Raw genomic sequence first — 18,694 nt, forward strand, 5'->3', positions numbered from 1 at the left:
GGTTGCGGCTTGTGCACCAACGAAAGCGAAACCAGCTAAACCCACTGAAAAGAAAGTAGAACAACCGCAAACAGGTGGTAATGTATCTTCAAACCCAGGTAGTGGAAGTGGAAGTGGAAGTACTACAGCTGGTACTAAACAAGGTTCAGAAAATAACACAACTAATCCATCAGCAGGTTCAACTAATACAAATCCAGGAGCAACTCAACCATCAACTCCAGAAAATCCTAATCCATCTAATCCTGATTCATCAACTCAAAAAGACCCTAAAGGAACTGATCAAACTAACCAAACTCAACCAGGAAATCCTAATAATTCTGGTGGTGAAGCCAATTCTAAACAAAATGGGGAAGGCGAACAAAATAAACCAAATGTAGGTTCTGGTGCTAACCCTGATTCTGAAAAGAAAAATGATGATGGTACAACTCAACAAGGTAATACAGAATCGCCAGGCTCAGGTGATGGAGCTGGTAAAGAAGCAGAGAAAAAAGATCAAGCAGCACCAAATGTAGAAAAACAAGGTGGCGGATCTGGCGAGCAAGCTGAACAACCAATGAAAAAAGAAGGAGAAACACCATCAGATACTGATAAGACTTCTGAAGATCAGAATAAAAATAAAATGGATGAAAATAAGGATGGCGATTCTGCCGGCGGACAAAATTCTATGTCAGAAGATATGAAAAAAGATGGATCTGATAAGAAAGCAGAAGGATCTGATAATTTAGCTGGAAGTGGCGAATCGTCAGGTTCATCTAGCCAAACTGAAAATGGTTCTGCTCAAGGTATGACATCTCCACAAACACAAACTCAACCTACAACTAAAGAAGATGAAAAAGTTGTTAAATTTAGTAGTGTTCAAACTATTGTACCTAACAATGAAAACTATGTAGTTCTTCGTGTTAAAACAACTCCAAAGAATTATGAAAAAGTTAAAGATAAGAAATTTGTCTTTGAGGTTTATGAACCAAACAATAGCTATATTCCAACAGAAAGTACTCCAATACAAGTTAACAAAAAATGGGTAGCAACTGCTGAAATCTCAAAAACTAATGAAGAAGTTGTTTTTGATATTTATAGTCTAGATACATTCCCAAATAATACATACAGAATCAAAACTCTTTGAACAAAAGATGATCAAAAAAATAATCTTCTTCCTGTAAGTGAAGTTACATTTAAAATAAACAAAACAGCAGCACCTAAAGCAGCTTAACATTATTTTATCAACCAAAAAAACCAGTGGGCGTCCACTGGTTTTTCTTTATCTCTATAAATCCAACTCTCTGAAAATAACTTCTAAGCTTGGATCAGGGGCTACAATTTCTTGTTTCTTATTTTTCTTAGATCGATCAATGTTTAAATCCTTTTTACGAGGTTTAATCTTGACCTTTCAATTATCATTAACAATCATTGATAATTGGATACAAATTATTAAATAATAAATAAAAGTAATAATAAATACTAAACTAGCAAAAGTAATGGTTCAATAAATTAATCCGTACTTATTAAAGTTTACATAATCATAACTATAACTTAAATTAAAACGAACATTACTTAAAGGAATATTATGTTCACTAACATATAATAAAGTTAAACTTTTATCTTCAGCATTAATAATATTAAAATGATTAATATAAGGTAATAATAAATTAACTTTTTGATTAGTGCTTAAAGCACTATTAGCTAATACTTGACTCTTTAAATAACTATAATAACTGTTTTCTATAATTGTTGATGCATTTAATCCAGCAAAGATAATAATGAATAAATAAACAATACAAATAGCTATCACACTATTAATAATGATGTTAGTCATACTTCCTTTTCAAAACTTAAGCATTCCTACCATTATTAAGTAATAAATTCATGAAATGATCCAAGCACCCAAAACTGCAATTGATCCAATCCCATTTGCACTAAGTACAATTTCATAAACTAATTGATAGTTTAAATAGTCAAAGACATTTGGATCAATATAGTATTGATATGCAAAACTTAAAGGAGCAAATCTTTCAGTATGATTAGCTAAAAAACCAACTTGTGATGGTGTAGTTATACTACCAATAAAGAAATAACATAAGCTAACTGCACTCATTACAAATAATAAAATTAAAGCTGTATGATAACTAATAAGTTTTTTATTCATATTTATCCCTTATGATTAATATCTTTATATTTTAACATTATTAAAAAGTTATAGATGATAATATAAATATTTATTTATCTGTTAATTAAGATCAAAACAAAAACTAGCCATTGAAGCTAGTTTTATTGTTTTTAATTAACTGTTCTTTTTATTACATCCACAAGGAACATCTTCTAGTATTTGATTAGCTAAGAATTGTTCATTTACTACAAAATTAATACTTGAAATAGTATGTTCAAAATTAATATTAATAGTGTAATTAAGTTTTAAATAATCTTTATTAACTCTAACAAATAAGATGTTATTGTTTTGATCATAAACATTATAAACACTTCTTGCTTGCATAATTGGTTTGCTTTTATCATCTAAAACAGTTAAGCGAACAACCATGTTGTTTAATTTAGTTTGGTTCTTATCACTTAATATAGATGGATCTAATTTAAGAGCTAAGAATTCTTGTTTAAATTGGTCTTGGTGTAATTGTTCTAAAACCATTGGTTTGATTTTATATTGATAATTAGTTGCTGCAGCAACACTAATAAAGGTTGCTGTTAGTGCAATTGTTGTTAAACTTAAAGCAATAAAGCGTTTTGATTTTCATCATTTAAACATAACTTAATACTAGTATTGTTTAGCGTACATTTCTTCCCCATAAGCAATTACTTCAGCTGGATCTTTTAATCCTGTACCTGCAGGAATTAAACTTCCTACGATTACATTTTCTTTTAATCCAAGTAATAAATCTTTTTGAGAACGAGCAGCAGCATCTGTTAATGTTTTCTTTGTGTCTTGGAATGAAGCAGCTGATAAGAATGAACCAGATTTAGCTGGAGCTTGGTCTAATCCAAATACTTGATTAATTGCAATTGGTGGTTTTTTGTTTGCAATTAACATATCATGAGAAGCTTTAGTAAACTCATTAATACTAATTGTTTCACCCACAAATAAGTTTGAATCACCAGGGTTAGTAATTGTAACTTTATTTGTTAGTTGAGAAATAATAACTTCAATATATTTATCTGAAATTTCAATACCTTGTAAACGATAAACTTTTTGAACTTCTTTAATGATGTAGTGACGAACTTTTTCAATACCAGCTCATTTTAATAATTCATTGATATCGATTGAACCTTCTGTAATCTTTTGACCTGGTTCAACATTATCACCTTTTTTAATACGAAGTACAGAGTTTGCTCTAATTGGATAAGTTATTTCATTATCTTCGCCATAACTAATAGTTACACTAATACTGTTGTTAAGGTCTTTATCAATTGATTTAACTTTACCTTTAACTTGTGAAATTGTTGCTTTTTCGTTATCTTGTGGTTGGATACAGTCAAATAATTGTTTAATCCGTTCAAACCCTTGAGTAATATTAGTATCCCCAGCAACACCCCCTGTATGGAATGTACGCATAGTTAGCTGAGTACCAGGTTCACCAATTGATTGAGCAGCAATAACTCCAATTGCAGTTCCTGTTTCAATTAATTTGTTTGTTGATAGATCAATACCAAAACATTTTTGACATAGACCATGCGTTCGTTTACAGTGAAGCGGACTACGAACTTCAACTTCTTTAATACCAGCATTTTGAATACTTTCTGCTTTTTCAGCAGTAATTAATTCATCAGCTTCACAATAAACTTTTTTAGCACTATCAACAATTGGGTTTAATGTATAACGACCAACGATACGATCTTTTAAAGCTTCAATTGAAGTGTTGTCTTTTGTGTTACGAATTTCACGAACAACAATTCCTGTATTTGTATTACAGTCATTACCATGAATAACAACACTTTGAGTAGAATCAACAAGCTTACGAGTCATGTAACCAGATTTAGCTGTTTTCATCGCTGTATCGGTCATCCCTTTACGAGCACCGAATGATGAGTTGAAGTATTCGAAGTTTGATAACCCTTCTCTAAATGAGTGGATAATTGGAGTTTCAATTGTATCACGAATAACATTTGATTGACGTTTTTGGTCATAGTTATATGATTTACTCATTAACCCACGCATCCCTGCTAACTGTGTAAAGTTAGAAGTATTACCACGAGCTCCTGATTTAGCCATAATCACAATTGGATTATCGTTATATTCTTCTGAATTAATTAATTCTTCAATATCTTGAGTAACTTTATCTTTAGTTTCAGATCATGCACGAATTACTTTTGTATATCGTTCATCATCAGTTAATTTACCATCAAGATAGAATTCTTTATACATTGCAACTTTTTCATCAGTTTCTCTAAAGTATTCATATTTCTTTTCATATAAAGGAATATCAAAAGCAGAAATACTTGTTGCTGAAATTGTTGAGTATTTAAATCCTAATTCTTTAATGTTATCCATTGTCGCTGGCACTACTTCAATTTCTGAAGTCTTGTATAAGTGATCAATTACATTAGATAACATCTTTTTATTTAATGGTGCATTTAAGTTATAAGCGTTTAAGAATTTAGCTAATGATTCATGATATTCAACGATATCGTTGAAGTTATTATCATATAAGTTCTTAACTGTATTAATGTAAGGGAAATTATCTGGGAATGCTTGGTTGAAAATAATCTTTCCAACTGTTGTAATTAATAACCCTTCTTTAGCAAATTGTTTGTTTGCAAAAGCTCTTGTTGTAATTGCAATTAAGTCATTAATTCGAACTGATTTTAATTTATAAGCACGAATTGCTTCTTCTTGCGTTCTAAAGATGTGGAAATTAGCTATTAATTCCTCACGAGCTTTAGTTGGATCTGTTTTCATTAAAGCTTCTGCTTTTTCATTGAATCGTTCTTTTGTTAAATAATAAATCCCTAAAATCATATCCTGTGTAGGAGTAATGATTGGTTTACCATCCTTAGGTCCAAGAATATGTCATGAAGCTAATAAAATTGAACGAGCTTCAGCAACCGCTTCTTTTGATAAAGGAATATGCACAGCCATTTGGTCCCCGTCAAAGTCCGCGTTAAACGCAGTGGTTACTAATGGGTGTAATTTAATCGCTTTTCCATCAACCATTTTTGGTTCAAAAGCTTGAATCCCTAAACGGTGAAGTGTAGGAGCACGGTTTAGAATAACAGGTCTTTGTTTAATAACTTTTTCAATTACTGGTCAAATATCTTTGTGTTGAGCAATAATCTTTTGTTCAGCCACTTTAATGTTTGAACACATTGGTTGAATTTCATTACCATTATCATCATATTTACGAATTAATTCAGCAATAATAAATGGTCTGAATAATTTTAAAATCATTAAAGCTGGAATCCCGACTTCATACATTTTAAGTTCAGGACCAACAACAATTACTGAACGACCAGAATAGTCAACACGCTTACCTAAAAGGTTTTGACGGAATAATCCTTGTTTACCTTTTAAGTGGTTAGATAATGATTTAAGTGGACGCTTATCTTTACCAGTAACTGGTTTTTTACGTGAGTTATTATCAATTAATGAGTCAACAGCTTCTTGAAGTAGACGCTTTTCATTATCTAACATAATTTCAGGAGCATCTGTTTCCTTCATTTGTTTTAAACGTTCATTACGGATAATAATTTTACGGTAGAAGTTATTGATATCTGAAGTTGTAAATCTTCCCCCATCAAGTGAGATAATTGGACGAATTTCACTTGGTGTAACTGGAATTCTTTTTAGTACCATTCATTCTGGCTTAGAACCAGAATCTTTGATTCATCTTACACATTCTAAACGACGCAATAATCTTCTTGTTTTTTGATCATAAGCATTTTGTGAGCTTTGAATTTCTTCTTTGATTTTACGGTGTTCTTCTTCAAGATCAAGGTTTTGAAGTAATTCACGAATCGCTTCAGCCCCAATTCCAAATCTAACACCAGTGTGTTTGTTAATAAAGTCCATCACATCTTTTACAGAGAAAGGAATGTTTGAATCTTTTAACATTTGATCATAAGTCACAGCTAATCTAAACTCATAGTTTTGCATTAACTCTTCACGACTTAAACCCTCGGCTAATTTGTCTTGAATATTTCTAAGTGTTCGACGTAATTTGTTTCTTGAACGAATTGAATTCTTTTGTGAAGTTAAATCAAGTACTTCTTTTTTATTAAAGATAGATTTTCCTTCATAAGTGTTATCCCCTTCATCAAGTACAATGTAGTTAACATAATAAACTACTTGATCAACTTCTTTATATGTAACATCTAATAATAAAGAAATTTTAGAAGGTGATGGAAGTTCTTTAGTAAACCAGATATGAGCAACAGGTGAAGTTAATTCAATGTGTCCCATTCGTTCTCTACGAACGATTGATTCAGTAATTTCAACCCCACACTTTTCACAAATTTTACCTTTGTGTTTAACTTTACGATACTTACCACAGTAACATTCATAATCTTTTGATGGACCAAAGATTTTTTCATCAAATAAACCATCTGGTTCTGGTTTAAATGATTTATAGTTGATTGTTTCAGGTTTAGTAATTTCCCCTTTTGATCAACTTAGAATTTGTTCAGGTGATGCAATCCCCAATTTTAGTGATTTAATACCTTTATGTTTCATAAATGTTCACCTTTACTTTCTAGAAATTCTCTTCATCTTCATCATAGTATTGACTAGTGAATGTTTGAGTAATAGTTGGTTGATCAACATCTTCTTGATCTTTTTCAAGTTGTTCTTTCATCTTGTAGTCATTAATTGTGTAGTCGTTGATATCAACTTCTTCACCATCAGTTGTTTCTACAGTGATACATAAACCTAAACCTTGAATTTGTTTTGTTAATAACTTGAATGATTCAGGCATTCCGCTTGTAATAATTTCTTTGTTTTTGATAATTGCATTATAAGCTTGGTTACGCGCTTGAACATCATCAGATTTAATCGTTAAAATTTCTAATAAGTTATAAGCAGCACCATAAGCTTCAAGTGCTCAAACTTCCATTTCCCCAAAACGTTGACCCCCATTTTGTGACTTACCACCTAATGGTTGTTGAGTAATCTTAGAGTATGGACCAACTGAACGGCTGTGGATCTTATCATCAACCATGTGGTCAAGTTTTAACATATATGATTTACCAACGGAAATTAAACCATCAAATGGTTCACCAGTTCTTCCATCATATAAAACTTGTTTTCCTTTAAGTGTTTGAGTATCAATACCAGCTTCGTCCATAATTGATACTAAATCATTATGGTTAACCCCATCGAACACAGGTGTTGAAACCTTAATACTAATATCATCAAAACTTAAACCTAATCGGTTAAGAATAATTGAAATATCAATTAAATCAACTTGATCATTGCTTGTAATATTCTTTTCTTTAATTAAGTCTAGAACATATTTATATAATTGTTCAGCTACATTAAGATCTAAACCATAAAGGCTTACATATTCAGAAGCATCTTTATTATCAAGTACAATTTGAATTAGTTGTTTCTTACCAATTTCTGAAGCTGCATATCCTAAGTGAAGTTCAAGAATTTGACCAATGTTCATACGGCTAGGTACACCAAGCGGGTTTAACATAATATCAATTGGTGTTCCATCTTTTAAGAATGGCATATCTTGAATTGGAACAACTTTAGAAACAATACCTTTGTTTCCGTGACGTCCAGCCATCTTATCACCGACTTGGATTTTACGTTTTTGAACAATATATACTTTAATGATTTCTAATACATCATCTGGTAATTCATTTCCACTCTTATCAGCTGATGTAATTCTTTTAACTGCAGCAACAATTCCTTCTTGTCCATGACGAACTTTAAGTGAAGAATCTTTAACAGTTTTTGCTTTATCTCCAAAAATTGTTTGAAGTAATTTATCTTCAGGAATCGCATCAACATTACCACGTGGTGTTGTTTTACCAACTAATACATCACCTTCACGAACTTCAGCTCCTACTAAAACAATTCCATCTGCATCTAAGAATCGTTTAGCATTATCTGATACGTTTGGCATATCACGAGTAATTTCTTCATCCCCGTTTTTAGTTTTCATACATTGAACAGTATGTTCATCAATATGAATAGAAGTAAATACATCTTGGTGAACTAAACGCTCAGAAATAATGATGGCGTCTTCAAAGTTGTATCCACGTCATGTTGTATAAGCAGCTAAAATATTTCTACCTAAAGCTAACTCACCATTGTTCATCGCAGGTCCATCAGCTAATGTTTGATTAGCTTTAACTTGTTCATTTAATTTAACAATTGGTGTTTGGTTATTACATGTATCTTGGTTTGATTTACGATATTTAATTAATTTATATTGATCTTTTTTACCATCATCTGTTGTAACTTCGATTTTTTCAGAGTCAACATAACTTACAACCCCATCATTTTTAGAAACTACTGCCATTCCAGAATCATGAGCAATTTTATATTCAGTTCCTGTACCAACAATTGGTGCATATGGTTTGATTAATGGTGTTGCTTGACGTTGCATGTTTGATCCCATTAAAGCACGCGCCCCGTCATCGTTTTCAATGAACGGAATTGCTGATGCTGCAATCGATACAATTTGTTTTGGATCAATATCAATGTAATCAAGTTCTTGTGGACTAAAGATCCCTGTTGAACCACGATAACGTGCTACTACTTGATCATTTAAAATCTTTTTATTTTCATCAACAGTTACACTTGATTCAGAAATAATAAAGTTGTCATCTTCATGAGCTGTTAAGTAGTGGTATTCATCTGTAATCACACCATCTTTAACAACAAAATATGGGGCTGTAATAAATCCATTATCATCAACTTTAGCAAGTGTAGCTAATGACATAATTAACCCAATATTCATACCTTCTGGTGTTTCAATTGGACAAATACGAGAGTAGTGAGAGTGGTGAACGTCCCGGATATCTAAGTTAGGGTCTTCACGACTAATCCCACCAGGTCCCATCGCTGAAATACGACGTTTGTTTGTTAATTCAGCAAGTGGGTTTTGTTGGTCGATGAATTGAATTAATTGGTGTGAGTTAAAGAAATCTTTAATTAGCATTTGGAATTGTTTTGTATTAACAATTGACTTAACACTAATTGCTTTTCTTTTTTCTTCTTCACTTAAATCAGATTCTTCTAATTCTTTATCTAATTCAGGGTCGATGTTTTTATCATTTATATTTGTGATGTTATTGTTTGAACCATCAGAAATCGCTAATTTTTCATTAATGAATTTTTCGATTCGTGCCATACTTGTACTTACACGAGCACGTAACAATTCATGAATTAATTTAAGACGCTTGTTACCGATATGATCAATATCATCAAAGTCACCAATATCATGAATTAAGTTATAGATATAACTAGTTGTTGCAACTAAATCAGCAACTGTTAAAGTTTCAAGCTTACATCCAGGTTTAGTACCAATAATACGAGTTGTTTCAGTTCTAATATCATTATCTTTATAAACTGAAATTGCTTCAATTTCTAAATGTTGTTCTAATTCATCATTAATTGCATTTGAATTTAATCTGATTGTATCATTTCAATCAATGTTATCAGCTTCTGAATGTTTCTTAATTAATTCTAAATCTTCTTTAGTAATTAAAGTACCTTCAGGAAGTAAAACTTCTTTGTTTTTAAGAACAATATCTTCAGCTAATACACGTTGTAATAAACGTTCAGTTAATAATAATTTCTTTTCGAACTTATAACGTCCAGCACTACTAATATCATATGAACGTTTATTAAAGAAGTGTTGTTGTAAAGCTAATTGGAATGACACAAAACCATAGTGTTTTAATGCATCAACATTCTTGATGTTAATTCCTAATAAGTCAACAACATCTCTTGCTGCTTTTTCAGAAATAATTTCATCTAAAATTTGGTTAATTTCATTAATTAAATCTTGGTTTTTAGCAATAAATTCATCATTATAAACATCACCATTTTCGTGTAACAATAAATCTAATTGTTCACTCTTTTCAACATAACTAAATAATAGTTTCTTTAGTGTTGATAATAATGGTGAGTTTCCAATAATGTATTCTTCTCTAATTTTATTAATATCTTTTCGATCCGCTTTTTCATTAATTTCATGAATTTCAGATAAGATCTTAATAATGATTTCGTTTTGTTCAGTATTTAATAAAATACTTTCACGATCATAATTTTCACTTCCTAATGATTCAACAACTTCGTATTCATTAGCAAAGACTCTTAAAATTTCACCTTCACTTAAACCAAAAGCTTTTAGTAATGTTGTAATAGATAAAGTTTGAGCATTATCACCAGATGAATCACGAGCAACAACTTGAATAACTTCTTTATCCTTAGGAATGTATCCAAGCATTAAAGTACCTTTTGAAGGATAGATTTCACAAATTTTTCCTTCAAATAAACGTTTACGTGAACCGTTTAATTTAATGTTTGATTTACTTAAAACATAAATCCCAGGTGATCGAACAATTTGTGATACAACAAATTTTTCAATCCCATTAATGATGAAAGTCCCTTTTTCAGTCATTTTAGGAACTGCACCTAAATAAATACCATCTTCACCAGTTTTAGAGTTCTTTTGAGCTCGTTTAACTTCTCCTGTGAAGTTATCAACAAGTTCTAAGTCGATATAAACCGGTGTTTCATATGTCTTAGCTTCATCTCGACATAATTCTTCAGTTTTAGCAGGTTCTTTAATTCTTAACCCTTTAAAGTGAAGTGAGTATTTACCTTGTGGAGATTTAAGCGGAAAAATACCACCAACAGCTTCTTTTAAGTCACGATCAATAAAACGTTTGAATGACTCAACTTGTACTTCTAATAAGTTTGGTCCTTCAAATTCTGTTTTAATTTTAGAGTAATCTCGTCTTGTAACTTTTTTAGTAATTTGTTTTATTCGAAAGTTGTTGCTATTTTGCATCCAAAAATTACCTCATTAATGTAAAAATGTCTATTTTATAGCGACAAGGGCTTAAATAGACATAATAATTTTAATTATAACATTTTTCTTAGTTAATTTATAAATATATCACAATCGGTTCAATTTCATCAACTTTTTTAAATAAAAGCTGTGCAACTTCTTCTTTTGTTTTAATTGGATGTTCTCGATATACAACATTACATCCCCTTTGAAGTAGTGGGACAGTTGATTCTTTTGGAATTACAAAAATAATTGTTAAGCCAATATCAATTTTAGATATTTCAATTAATGTTTTAGGATCAGGATTAATTGTATTAACAATTAATACTTTATGTTTTGTTGTTTTAGTAGATGATAATTCTAAAATTGCTTTTTTCTGTTCTCTTCCTTGTTCTAGTAAATTAAGATCTTTTTGTAGAAAATTAAGCTCATAATTTGTCGCTTCTACTTCTAAAATAATCTTCTTCATTACTTGAACAGCATTCACTGGATTAACTCCAGCTGCAGTTTCTCCAGACAACATTAAAGAGCTTACTTTACTACGAGTAGCATAGTAAACATCACTAACTTCTGCTCTTGTTGGCATTAAACTTCTTTCTAAAGAATCTAGCATTTGTGTTGCGACAATTACATACTTTTGTTTGTCATTACAAGTGTTGATAATTAGCTCTTGGTATTTAGGAATTTTAGCATAATCAACTTCTAATCCTAGATCCCCTCTTGCTATCATTACACCATCACTTTTATCAACAATTTCTTGGATGTTATTAATAGCTTCTTGGGTTTCAATTTTAGGAATTAATAAGGTGTTTGATTTAGGACTTATTTGTTTAATTAATTTTTTAACTTCATTTAATTGTTTAATGTTACTTAAAAATGAAAGAGCAATATATGGGATTTTCATTTTAAGAGCAAGTTTGATATCTTCTTCATCCTTTTTAGAAAGAAAAGGAATTGAATAAGATTTACAATCTGGTAAATTAATTCTTTTGTTTGTTGTTATTGTATGACTATTTTGAGCAATAGCATAAATCACTCCAGCATTTTGGTTTGATTCTTTAACTTTTAGTACTAACTTACCATCATCAATAAAGATTCGATCATCTTCTTTAGTATCAAATGCCATATTGTATTCACCACTAGCATCAGATACACTAAACTCATTGTTAGCACCAATAATAGTTCTTGTACAATAAATTTTGATCTCACTATCTTTTTGAATTAACATTGGTTTTTCAAGTTCTGAAATTCTGATTTCAGGGCCTTTAGTGTCAAATAAAATATCAACCTTAGTTGCTACTTCTTTAGCAACTTGTCTAATTAATTCGACTCAAAAAATATTTGAACTAGCAGAGTTGTGGCTTAAATTAATTCTAAAAATATTAACTCCACTATAAATTAAATTCTTAATAGTATCAGCTGCTTCATCAGCTGCTTTTTTATTTTCTTCTGATTTGAATTCTTCTCAGGAATGGAATTCTTTCATAATAGCAGGACCAACGGTTGCTATAATTCGTGTTTTAGAAAAAATAGTAGTCACCCCTCTCTTTAATAGATTGATCGATTTCTTATTTTAATATTTTCTTTTTCATCGATGATTACAATGTGCATTGAATCATCACCTGGATTTTTAATATATCAATCAATTACTGCATCAGACATCTTTTTAGCTAATATTAAGTCTTGTTCACAAACAGGCGCTCCTCTTTGTAAATAACCTAATCTAGTGATTCTTAAAGGAATATTTAACTCAAGAGCTAATTGTTCTTTAGCTCATCTATAAGATTCATCACTATACAGATTTTCTTGAACCATAATAACTGGATCATATCGACCTTTTTCAGCAAGTGCTTTCTTAATTAATTTAACAAGACCAGTTCTGTTTCTTCTAAAGTTTTGGTTATCAATTACTAATAAAGGATCTAAGTTTTCAACAGAAGCATGAGTTAGTCAAGGTCATAAACGACCCATTGCTTCAACTAAGTTAATTGCATCATGAGTTTTAGCTGTTAAGTTAAGATCATAAATTAATCGTTGGTTATTCTCTTTAGCTGATAATGCTCCAATTGTAAGTTCAGTAATTGAATAATCATTATCTATACTACAAGGGATTATTGTTACTTGTAAATCAAGTTTAGATAAAACTTCTCCCCCAATAGCACTCCCGTCTCCGCCTAAAATAATTAATCGTCTGATATCTCTTTTAAATAAGTTATCTCTAATTCTTTTAGTATGTTCTTCATGAATGTTTAATTTATGAAAACGAGATGAACCAATGATCGAACCAGCATCATTTTGCCTTTTTTCATATTCACTTAAATCTGTGACTTCACTAATTAAATCATCATGTAAACCAGCAAAACCTTTTTTACCTACAAAAACCGTAAAGTTTTCTTTTAGTCCTTTAGCTAGTAGATAAATTAATTTATTCATCCCTGGACTATCACCACCTGATGAGATGATACAGATGTTTTTATTATTTTTTAAATTCATAAATTAATTTCCCTTCTAGTTCTTGTTCGATTTCAAGGATACGGTTATATTTAGCTACTCGTTCTGATCGAGAAAGTGAACCTGTTTTTATTTGTTTACTACTTGTACCAATTGCTAAATCAGCAATGAAATCATCTTCTGTATCTCCTGAACGGTGTGAGATGATTGTTTTTATGTTGTTATTATGAGCTAGTTTAATGGTTTGGATTGTTTCAGAAATAGTTCCGATTTGGTTTGGTTTAATTAAGATTGCATTAGTAGCAGAAGATTCAATTCCTTTTTTTAAATATAAAGGATTTGTGCAATATAAATCATCCCCAACAGTTTGAATATTTACTTCTTGATTGAATTTTCTAAATCCATCTCAATCTTCTTCATCAAATCCATCTTCAATTGAGATTATTGGATATTGATCAATTAATGATTTTAAGTAAGTAGTTCATTCAGTTTTATTAAATTCTTTAAGCGGACTTTGTTTTTTAAAAACATATTTATCATTATTAAATAGTTCAGAAGCTGCAACATCTAAAGCAATTCCTACACCATTTGTTTTAGATGCAGTGAAATTAGCTCTTTTTATTGCTTCTATTAATAAATCTAAAGCTTGTTGGTGATCTTTTAGATCTGGAGCAAAACCACCTTCATCACCTTTATTTGTTGATAGCTTCTTTTCTTTTAAAATTTGTTCTAAACTATAGAAAACTTTTGCACTTATACTAATTGCTTCACTAAAGTTTTTAGCTTGTGTTGGCACAATCATAAACTCTTGGAAATCTAATAAATTATTAGCATGAGCTCCACCATTAATTAAATTCATTAAAGGTATTGGAGCATAATAAACAGGTTCATGATCATTCATTAATTCTTCTTTAATGAATTGATATAAAGGTTTACTAAAAGCAAGTGCACACGCTTTAACTAAAGCAATTGATACTCCTAATAAAGCATTAGCACCTAGTTTTTCTTTATTTAATGTTGGATCTAGATCTTTTAGTTTTTGATCTAGTTCATAAAAGTTAGAAAGTTCTGAATTTAAGAAACAAGGACGGATAATTTCATTTATATTAGCTATAGCTTTAAAAACTGATTTCCCATTAAAAAGATTTAAATCATTATCTCTTAATTCTAAAGCTTCTTTACTACCTGTAGAAGCTCCTGATGGTACTTTAGCTAATACTGATTGGTTGTTGTTTAGTGTAATCTTAACAGCTACTGTCGGGTTTCCTCTTGAATCTAGAATTTGAAAACCAACTAAATCTTTTATATACATACCTCTTTTTCCTTGCTGTATAAATTAATTCTTCTTATACAAATTCCTATAGTATATATTATATAAATAATATAAATTTATTCCAATTTTAACTATTTTATAGTGATATTTAACCAGAATTTAATCCATAATTATTTTAAAATATTCTTAAAGAAATTGTAAGGAGAATTTATGCGGACAGGTAAATATATCACTAAGTATGATTACATTGCTTACTATACAAAACAAAAAGCAATGTGGTTTTTTTCAAATGCTGAAGTTAAAGCTAAAATGGAACAAATGTTAAATGGAAAATTTAATGAAGATGATAATGATGATATAGATGAAGAGAATGAAATAGATAATTATAGTTTTTATAAAGAATTAAAAGCTTATAAAGAGTTTTCAGAAACTGTTGAAGAACTAAAAGAAATTGATAAAAATAATCCAAAAATTGCTGAAGGTATTATTTTAGATCAAAAAAGTCAGTTAGCTGTTAGAGAAAAATTCAGCTCAATTGAATTAGTTGTTAATTTTGAAGACAATAAATACAATAATTGAACTAATGAACAACTTGCTGATGAAACTAAAAAATATTGTTTAGACCATGATCAATTTATTTTGTTTCAGCCAACATTTATTACAAGTTATATAACTTTAGATAATAAAGAAGTAGGGTTAATTACTAAACCAGATGCTTTTGTTAAATATAATAATGAATATTATGTTATTGAAACAAAAGGTACTAGTACAATTAAAAAACATCATTTCTTAGACTTGTTTTATCAATTTAAAGTAATTCAACAACAAGAATTCTTAGATACTAAAAACACTGTTGTTCAATACAACATTTGTATAGTAGATTTTGTTAGATTAAACAAATATGATGTTAGTTTTGCTATCTCTCCTTATATAAATCCACAAAAAAGTGGTCCTTCTTTTACTATATCTAAAAAGAATGAAAATAAACCTAGATCTGTTATTGAAGCAGAAAAAAGAAATGCTAAGCAAGGAATAAAGTTAATTGAAGGAGAAAATTGATCAATAACAATTGATGAAATGGTTTATGCTAGTTTTGAAACTATTGATTCATTGTTAGAAGAAAAAGAACTATCTAAACAATTTTCTTTTAAAACAATTCAAAACTTTAAAGAAGAAGCTATACAAGTACAAAACGATTTCTTAAAAGCTTTATATGAACTTCAAACCCATAAAGATCAATTATTAAGTAAAGATAAAACATTAAGAATTCCTGGTGATTTTATTTTTGGTCCGTCTGATAAAAATAGTTTTAAAGACACAGATATGTGATTAGAATTAAGACAAGTATATAGCCATATTAATCAATTAGTTCCTCAATATAGTGGTAAAGTATTTAAAACTTCTAACTTTATTAGAGATATTAAAAAAGATGATAATCCATTTAAAGAAGAATATAAAGGATATTGATTTTATAATGAATATATTGATTTCTATAAAAATAAAGAAATTCTTATTGGACCAAAAGCTAGAGAGCTATTAAATACTTTAAAACCTAAACGCGTTTATTTTGACTTTGAATCAATCAACTCAGCTATTAGATCTATTGATAATTCTCTTCCTTTTACTCAAGTAGTAACACAAAACTCTGTTATAGTTGATGATAATTCAAAACCTTTATCTGAACTTAAATGTAATAATATGATTATTGATCCTAAGCTTGTAGATATTCAATGATTTAAAGATGTTATTGATAGTATTTATCAAGAAGATGATAGTTCTTATGTAGTTTATAACAAATCATTTGAAGCAACTAGATTAAAAGAAATGGCTGGATTTATTAATGAAGTCCAATATACTAATAAAGTTTCAAAAATAGTTAAAGATATGTTTGATATAGCAGATTTCTTTACTGTTAAAAAACACCCCAACTATCTTATTGTTATTCCTGATTTAAAAGGGTTTTATTCTATTAAAAAAGTTTTGCCATTAATAGCAAGAGATTATCCTACTTTTTTCACATTAGCAGGTTGTAAGGATTATAAAAAATTAACAGTAGGTAATGGGGCTGTTTGTATGAATGAAACTACAAAACGGTTTTTCAATAATTTCAGTGATCATGAATGAGAAGTATTTAAAGAAGCAGCAAAAGAATATTGTGAAAACGATGTTCGAGCAATGATTGCTGTAGAATTATATGTAAGAAAGTTGATAGAAGATTATGAATAAAAACACTAGACAAAAAATTAAAATAATAAATACTGAAACGATGGAATTTGAAGTTTTAGAAACTTTAAATAAAGGTGAAAAAATTCGTTTCACAAACGAAGAAACAGATATTTTTACTGCTTTAAGTAATGAAATTGAAAAATCAAAACAAGAAATATTAGAAAAACTTAAAGAAGACCAAAAAATTATTATTATCAATGAATTTAAAGCTAATGATAAAGAATATAAAACTTTACAAGCATCTAGGGTTGAATTAGAAACCTTTTTAAAAAATAAAGCAGAAGAAGCTAAAAACAACAAGCTGCTTGGAGTAAAAGAATATAAAGAAAGTAAAGAGTTTCTTGAAATGGAAAAGAATATAGAAACTCTTAAATCAAAACTCAATAAAACCGAATCTGATTTATCTGTAATGCAAGAAAGAGAAAAGATTTCAAAAGAAGCAATTATCTCAGCATTTAAAGAAAGCATTGAATACAAAAAACTACAAAATGAAATTCGCAACAAAGAAACAGAAATTACTAAGCTAACAGAACAAAATAAACTTGCAGCAACAACCGCTGTTAATAACTATCGATTATCTGAAGAATTTAAAAAAGAATATACCGATGTTATTAATAATAAAGATTTAGAAATAAATAATTTAAGAAACGAGCTTGAAAAGAAGGATAGAGAAAAAGCGGATGCTGTCCATGAAAAAGAAAAAGAACTAGAAGCATTCAAATCACGAAACCGTTGAACTTCAACTAAAGCTATGGGGCAAGAGTTTGAAGATTGATTTAAAAATCAATTTGAAAGACAATTTTCTTTTAATGAAAGAATTGTTTTAAAACCTGTTACTAAATCTAAAAAAGATAGTAGTGATGAAAAAGCAACAAAAGGTGACTTCTTATTAGAAATTTTTGAAAACGATAATCGAAAACCAGATGAATTATTATTAAATGTTCTTTTTGAACTTAAAACTCAGGATGATCATTCAGAAAACAAAAAGAAAAACAAAGACCATATTGATAAGCTTGATAAAGATCGTAAAAAAGAAAAAGCACAATTTGCTATTCTTGTTTCAGAACTAGAACCCGAAGATGATTTTATTTTTAAAAAAGTAAAAGAACATGATGATATGTACATCATTAGACCAGCATATGTTGTTCCTTTTATAGATGTTTTAATGTATCTAGCTAAAAAAGAATTACAAGTAAGACAAATAGGTTTACAATCATTTAAAGAAAAAGAACAAATAGAAAATGATATAAAAGATTTTAAAAATAAAGCAGATGATTTACTTGCAAAAACTAGTAATGACTTCATTAATATTTCTAAATATTGTGACAGTATAGATGAAACTACAAAAAAAATTAAGAGCATAGTAACTGCTAATATTAACTTACGTTTTGAAAAAATTAAAACTGCTCTTGATAAGATTAGTCTTCTTAATTACAAAAAATAGCTTTTCTAAACTTTTTAAAGATAATAAAAAAGCACCCGCAAAGGTGCTTTTATTTTCTATTTTATTAAAACTAGCCTAGCATGTTGTGTTTCTTTAAAGTCTTTAATGTCTTTGCAGAAACCAGCACACGTCGGTTTCCGTTGGCTGTTTTAATTGTAGCTTTTTGTAAGTTTACATTTCATCTACGTTTAGAGTGATTCATAGCGTGTGAACGCGTATTTCCAGTAAGTGGTCCTTTACCAGTAATTTGATCTCTTTTTGCCATTTTAACACCTCCTGTGCTGAACATATCTATTTATTTTAACATTTTTAACAAGTTAAATAAAT

Annotated in this window: 11 protein-coding genes; 3 read left to right on the top strand and 8 right to left on the bottom strand. The window is 29.4% G+C overall.

What is annotated here, in order from left to right; translation table 4 throughout:
- Window positions 1–1,210 (top strand): putative sodium/potassium/calcium exchanger (locus UDIV_RS04610; RefSeq protein WP_038103446.1); only part of this gene is annotated, 1,210 nt, incomplete at its 5' end.
- 54 nt (window positions 1,211–1,264) lie between these two features.
- Here the strand turns inward: UDIV_RS04610 and UDIV_RS03625 are convergent.
- The 7 genes from UDIV_RS03625 to eno form a co-directional block, all read right to left on the bottom strand.
- Window positions 1,265–2,143 carry a hypothetical protein gene (locus UDIV_RS03625; protein ID WP_038103448.1) on the bottom strand — a complete coding sequence of 293 codons (879 nt, stop codon included), beginning with the start codon at window positions 2,141–2,143 and terminating at the stop codon, window positions 1,265–1,267.
- A gap of 135 nt (window positions 2,144–2,278) precedes the next feature.
- On the bottom strand, window positions 2,279–2,755 hold the full coding sequence (locus tag UDIV_RS03630) for a hypothetical protein (RefSeq protein WP_038103449.1): 477 nt from the start codon (window positions 2,753–2,755) through the stop codon (window positions 2,279–2,281).
- Window positions 2,756–2,764: 9 nt separating this feature from the next.
- Window positions 2,765–6,673: a DNA-directed RNA polymerase subunit beta' gene (rpoC, locus tag UDIV_RS03635; RefSeq protein ID WP_038103451.1), complete on the bottom strand. Its 3,909-nt coding sequence runs from the start codon at window positions 6,671–6,673 to the stop codon at window positions 2,765–2,767.
- A 19-nt stretch (window positions 6,674–6,692) separates the two neighbouring features.
- A complete protein-coding gene (gene rpoB / locus UDIV_RS03640) occupies window positions 6,693–10,973 on the bottom strand; it encodes a DNA-directed RNA polymerase subunit beta (protein WP_038103453.1) in 4,281 nt (1,426 codons plus the stop codon).
- Window positions 10,974–11,070: 97 nt separating this feature from the next.
- Window positions 11,071–12,513, bottom strand: a complete 1,443-nt coding sequence (gene pyk, locus UDIV_RS03645) for a pyruvate kinase (RefSeq protein WP_156021881.1) — start codon at window positions 12,511–12,513, stop codon at window positions 11,071–11,073.
- Window positions 12,514–12,521: 8 nt separating this feature from the next.
- Window positions 12,522–13,466 carry a 6-phosphofructokinase gene (locus UDIV_RS03650; protein WP_038103454.1) on the bottom strand — a complete coding sequence of 315 codons (945 nt, stop codon included), beginning with the start codon at window positions 13,464–13,466 and terminating at the stop codon, window positions 12,522–12,524.
- Window positions 13,450–14,736 carry a phosphopyruvate hydratase gene (gene eno, locus UDIV_RS03655; protein WP_038103456.1) on the bottom strand — a complete coding sequence of 429 codons (1,287 nt, stop codon included), beginning with the start codon at window positions 14,734–14,736 and terminating at the stop codon, window positions 13,450–13,452. Before eno ends, UDIV_RS03650 begins: the two co-directional genes overlap by 17 nt.
- Before the next feature lie 171 nt (window positions 14,737–14,907).
- On the opposite strand from eno, the gene UDIV_RS03660 reads away from it, so the two are divergent.
- Together UDIV_RS03660 and UDIV_RS03665 are read left to right on the top strand one after the other, a co-directional pair.
- Window positions 14,908–16,923, top strand: a complete 2,016-nt coding sequence (locus UDIV_RS03660) for a DUF2779 domain-containing protein (RefSeq protein ID WP_038103458.1) — start codon at window positions 14,908–14,910, stop codon at window positions 16,921–16,923.
- A complete protein-coding gene (locus UDIV_RS03665) occupies window positions 16,916–18,367 on the top strand; it encodes a DUF2130 domain-containing protein (protein ID WP_038103461.1) in 1,452 nt (483 codons plus the stop codon). The genes UDIV_RS03660 and UDIV_RS03665 overlap by 8 nt, the downstream gene beginning before the upstream one ends.
- Window positions 18,368–18,437: 70 nt before the next feature.
- Here UDIV_RS03665 and rpmB read toward each other — a convergent pair whose 3' ends face one another.
- Window positions 18,438–18,632, bottom strand: coding sequence for a 50S ribosomal protein L28 (gene rpmB / locus UDIV_RS03670; protein ID WP_038103464.1), 195 nt, complete (start codon window positions 18,630–18,632; stop codon window positions 18,438–18,440).
- Between the last annotated feature and the right edge of the window lie 62 nt (window positions 18,633–18,694).

The organism is Ureaplasma diversum NCTC 246, assembly GCF_000731915.1.
Classification (GTDB): domain Bacteria; phylum Bacillota_I; class Bacilli_A; order Mycoplasmatales; family Mycoplasmoidaceae; genus Ureaplasma; species Ureaplasma diversum.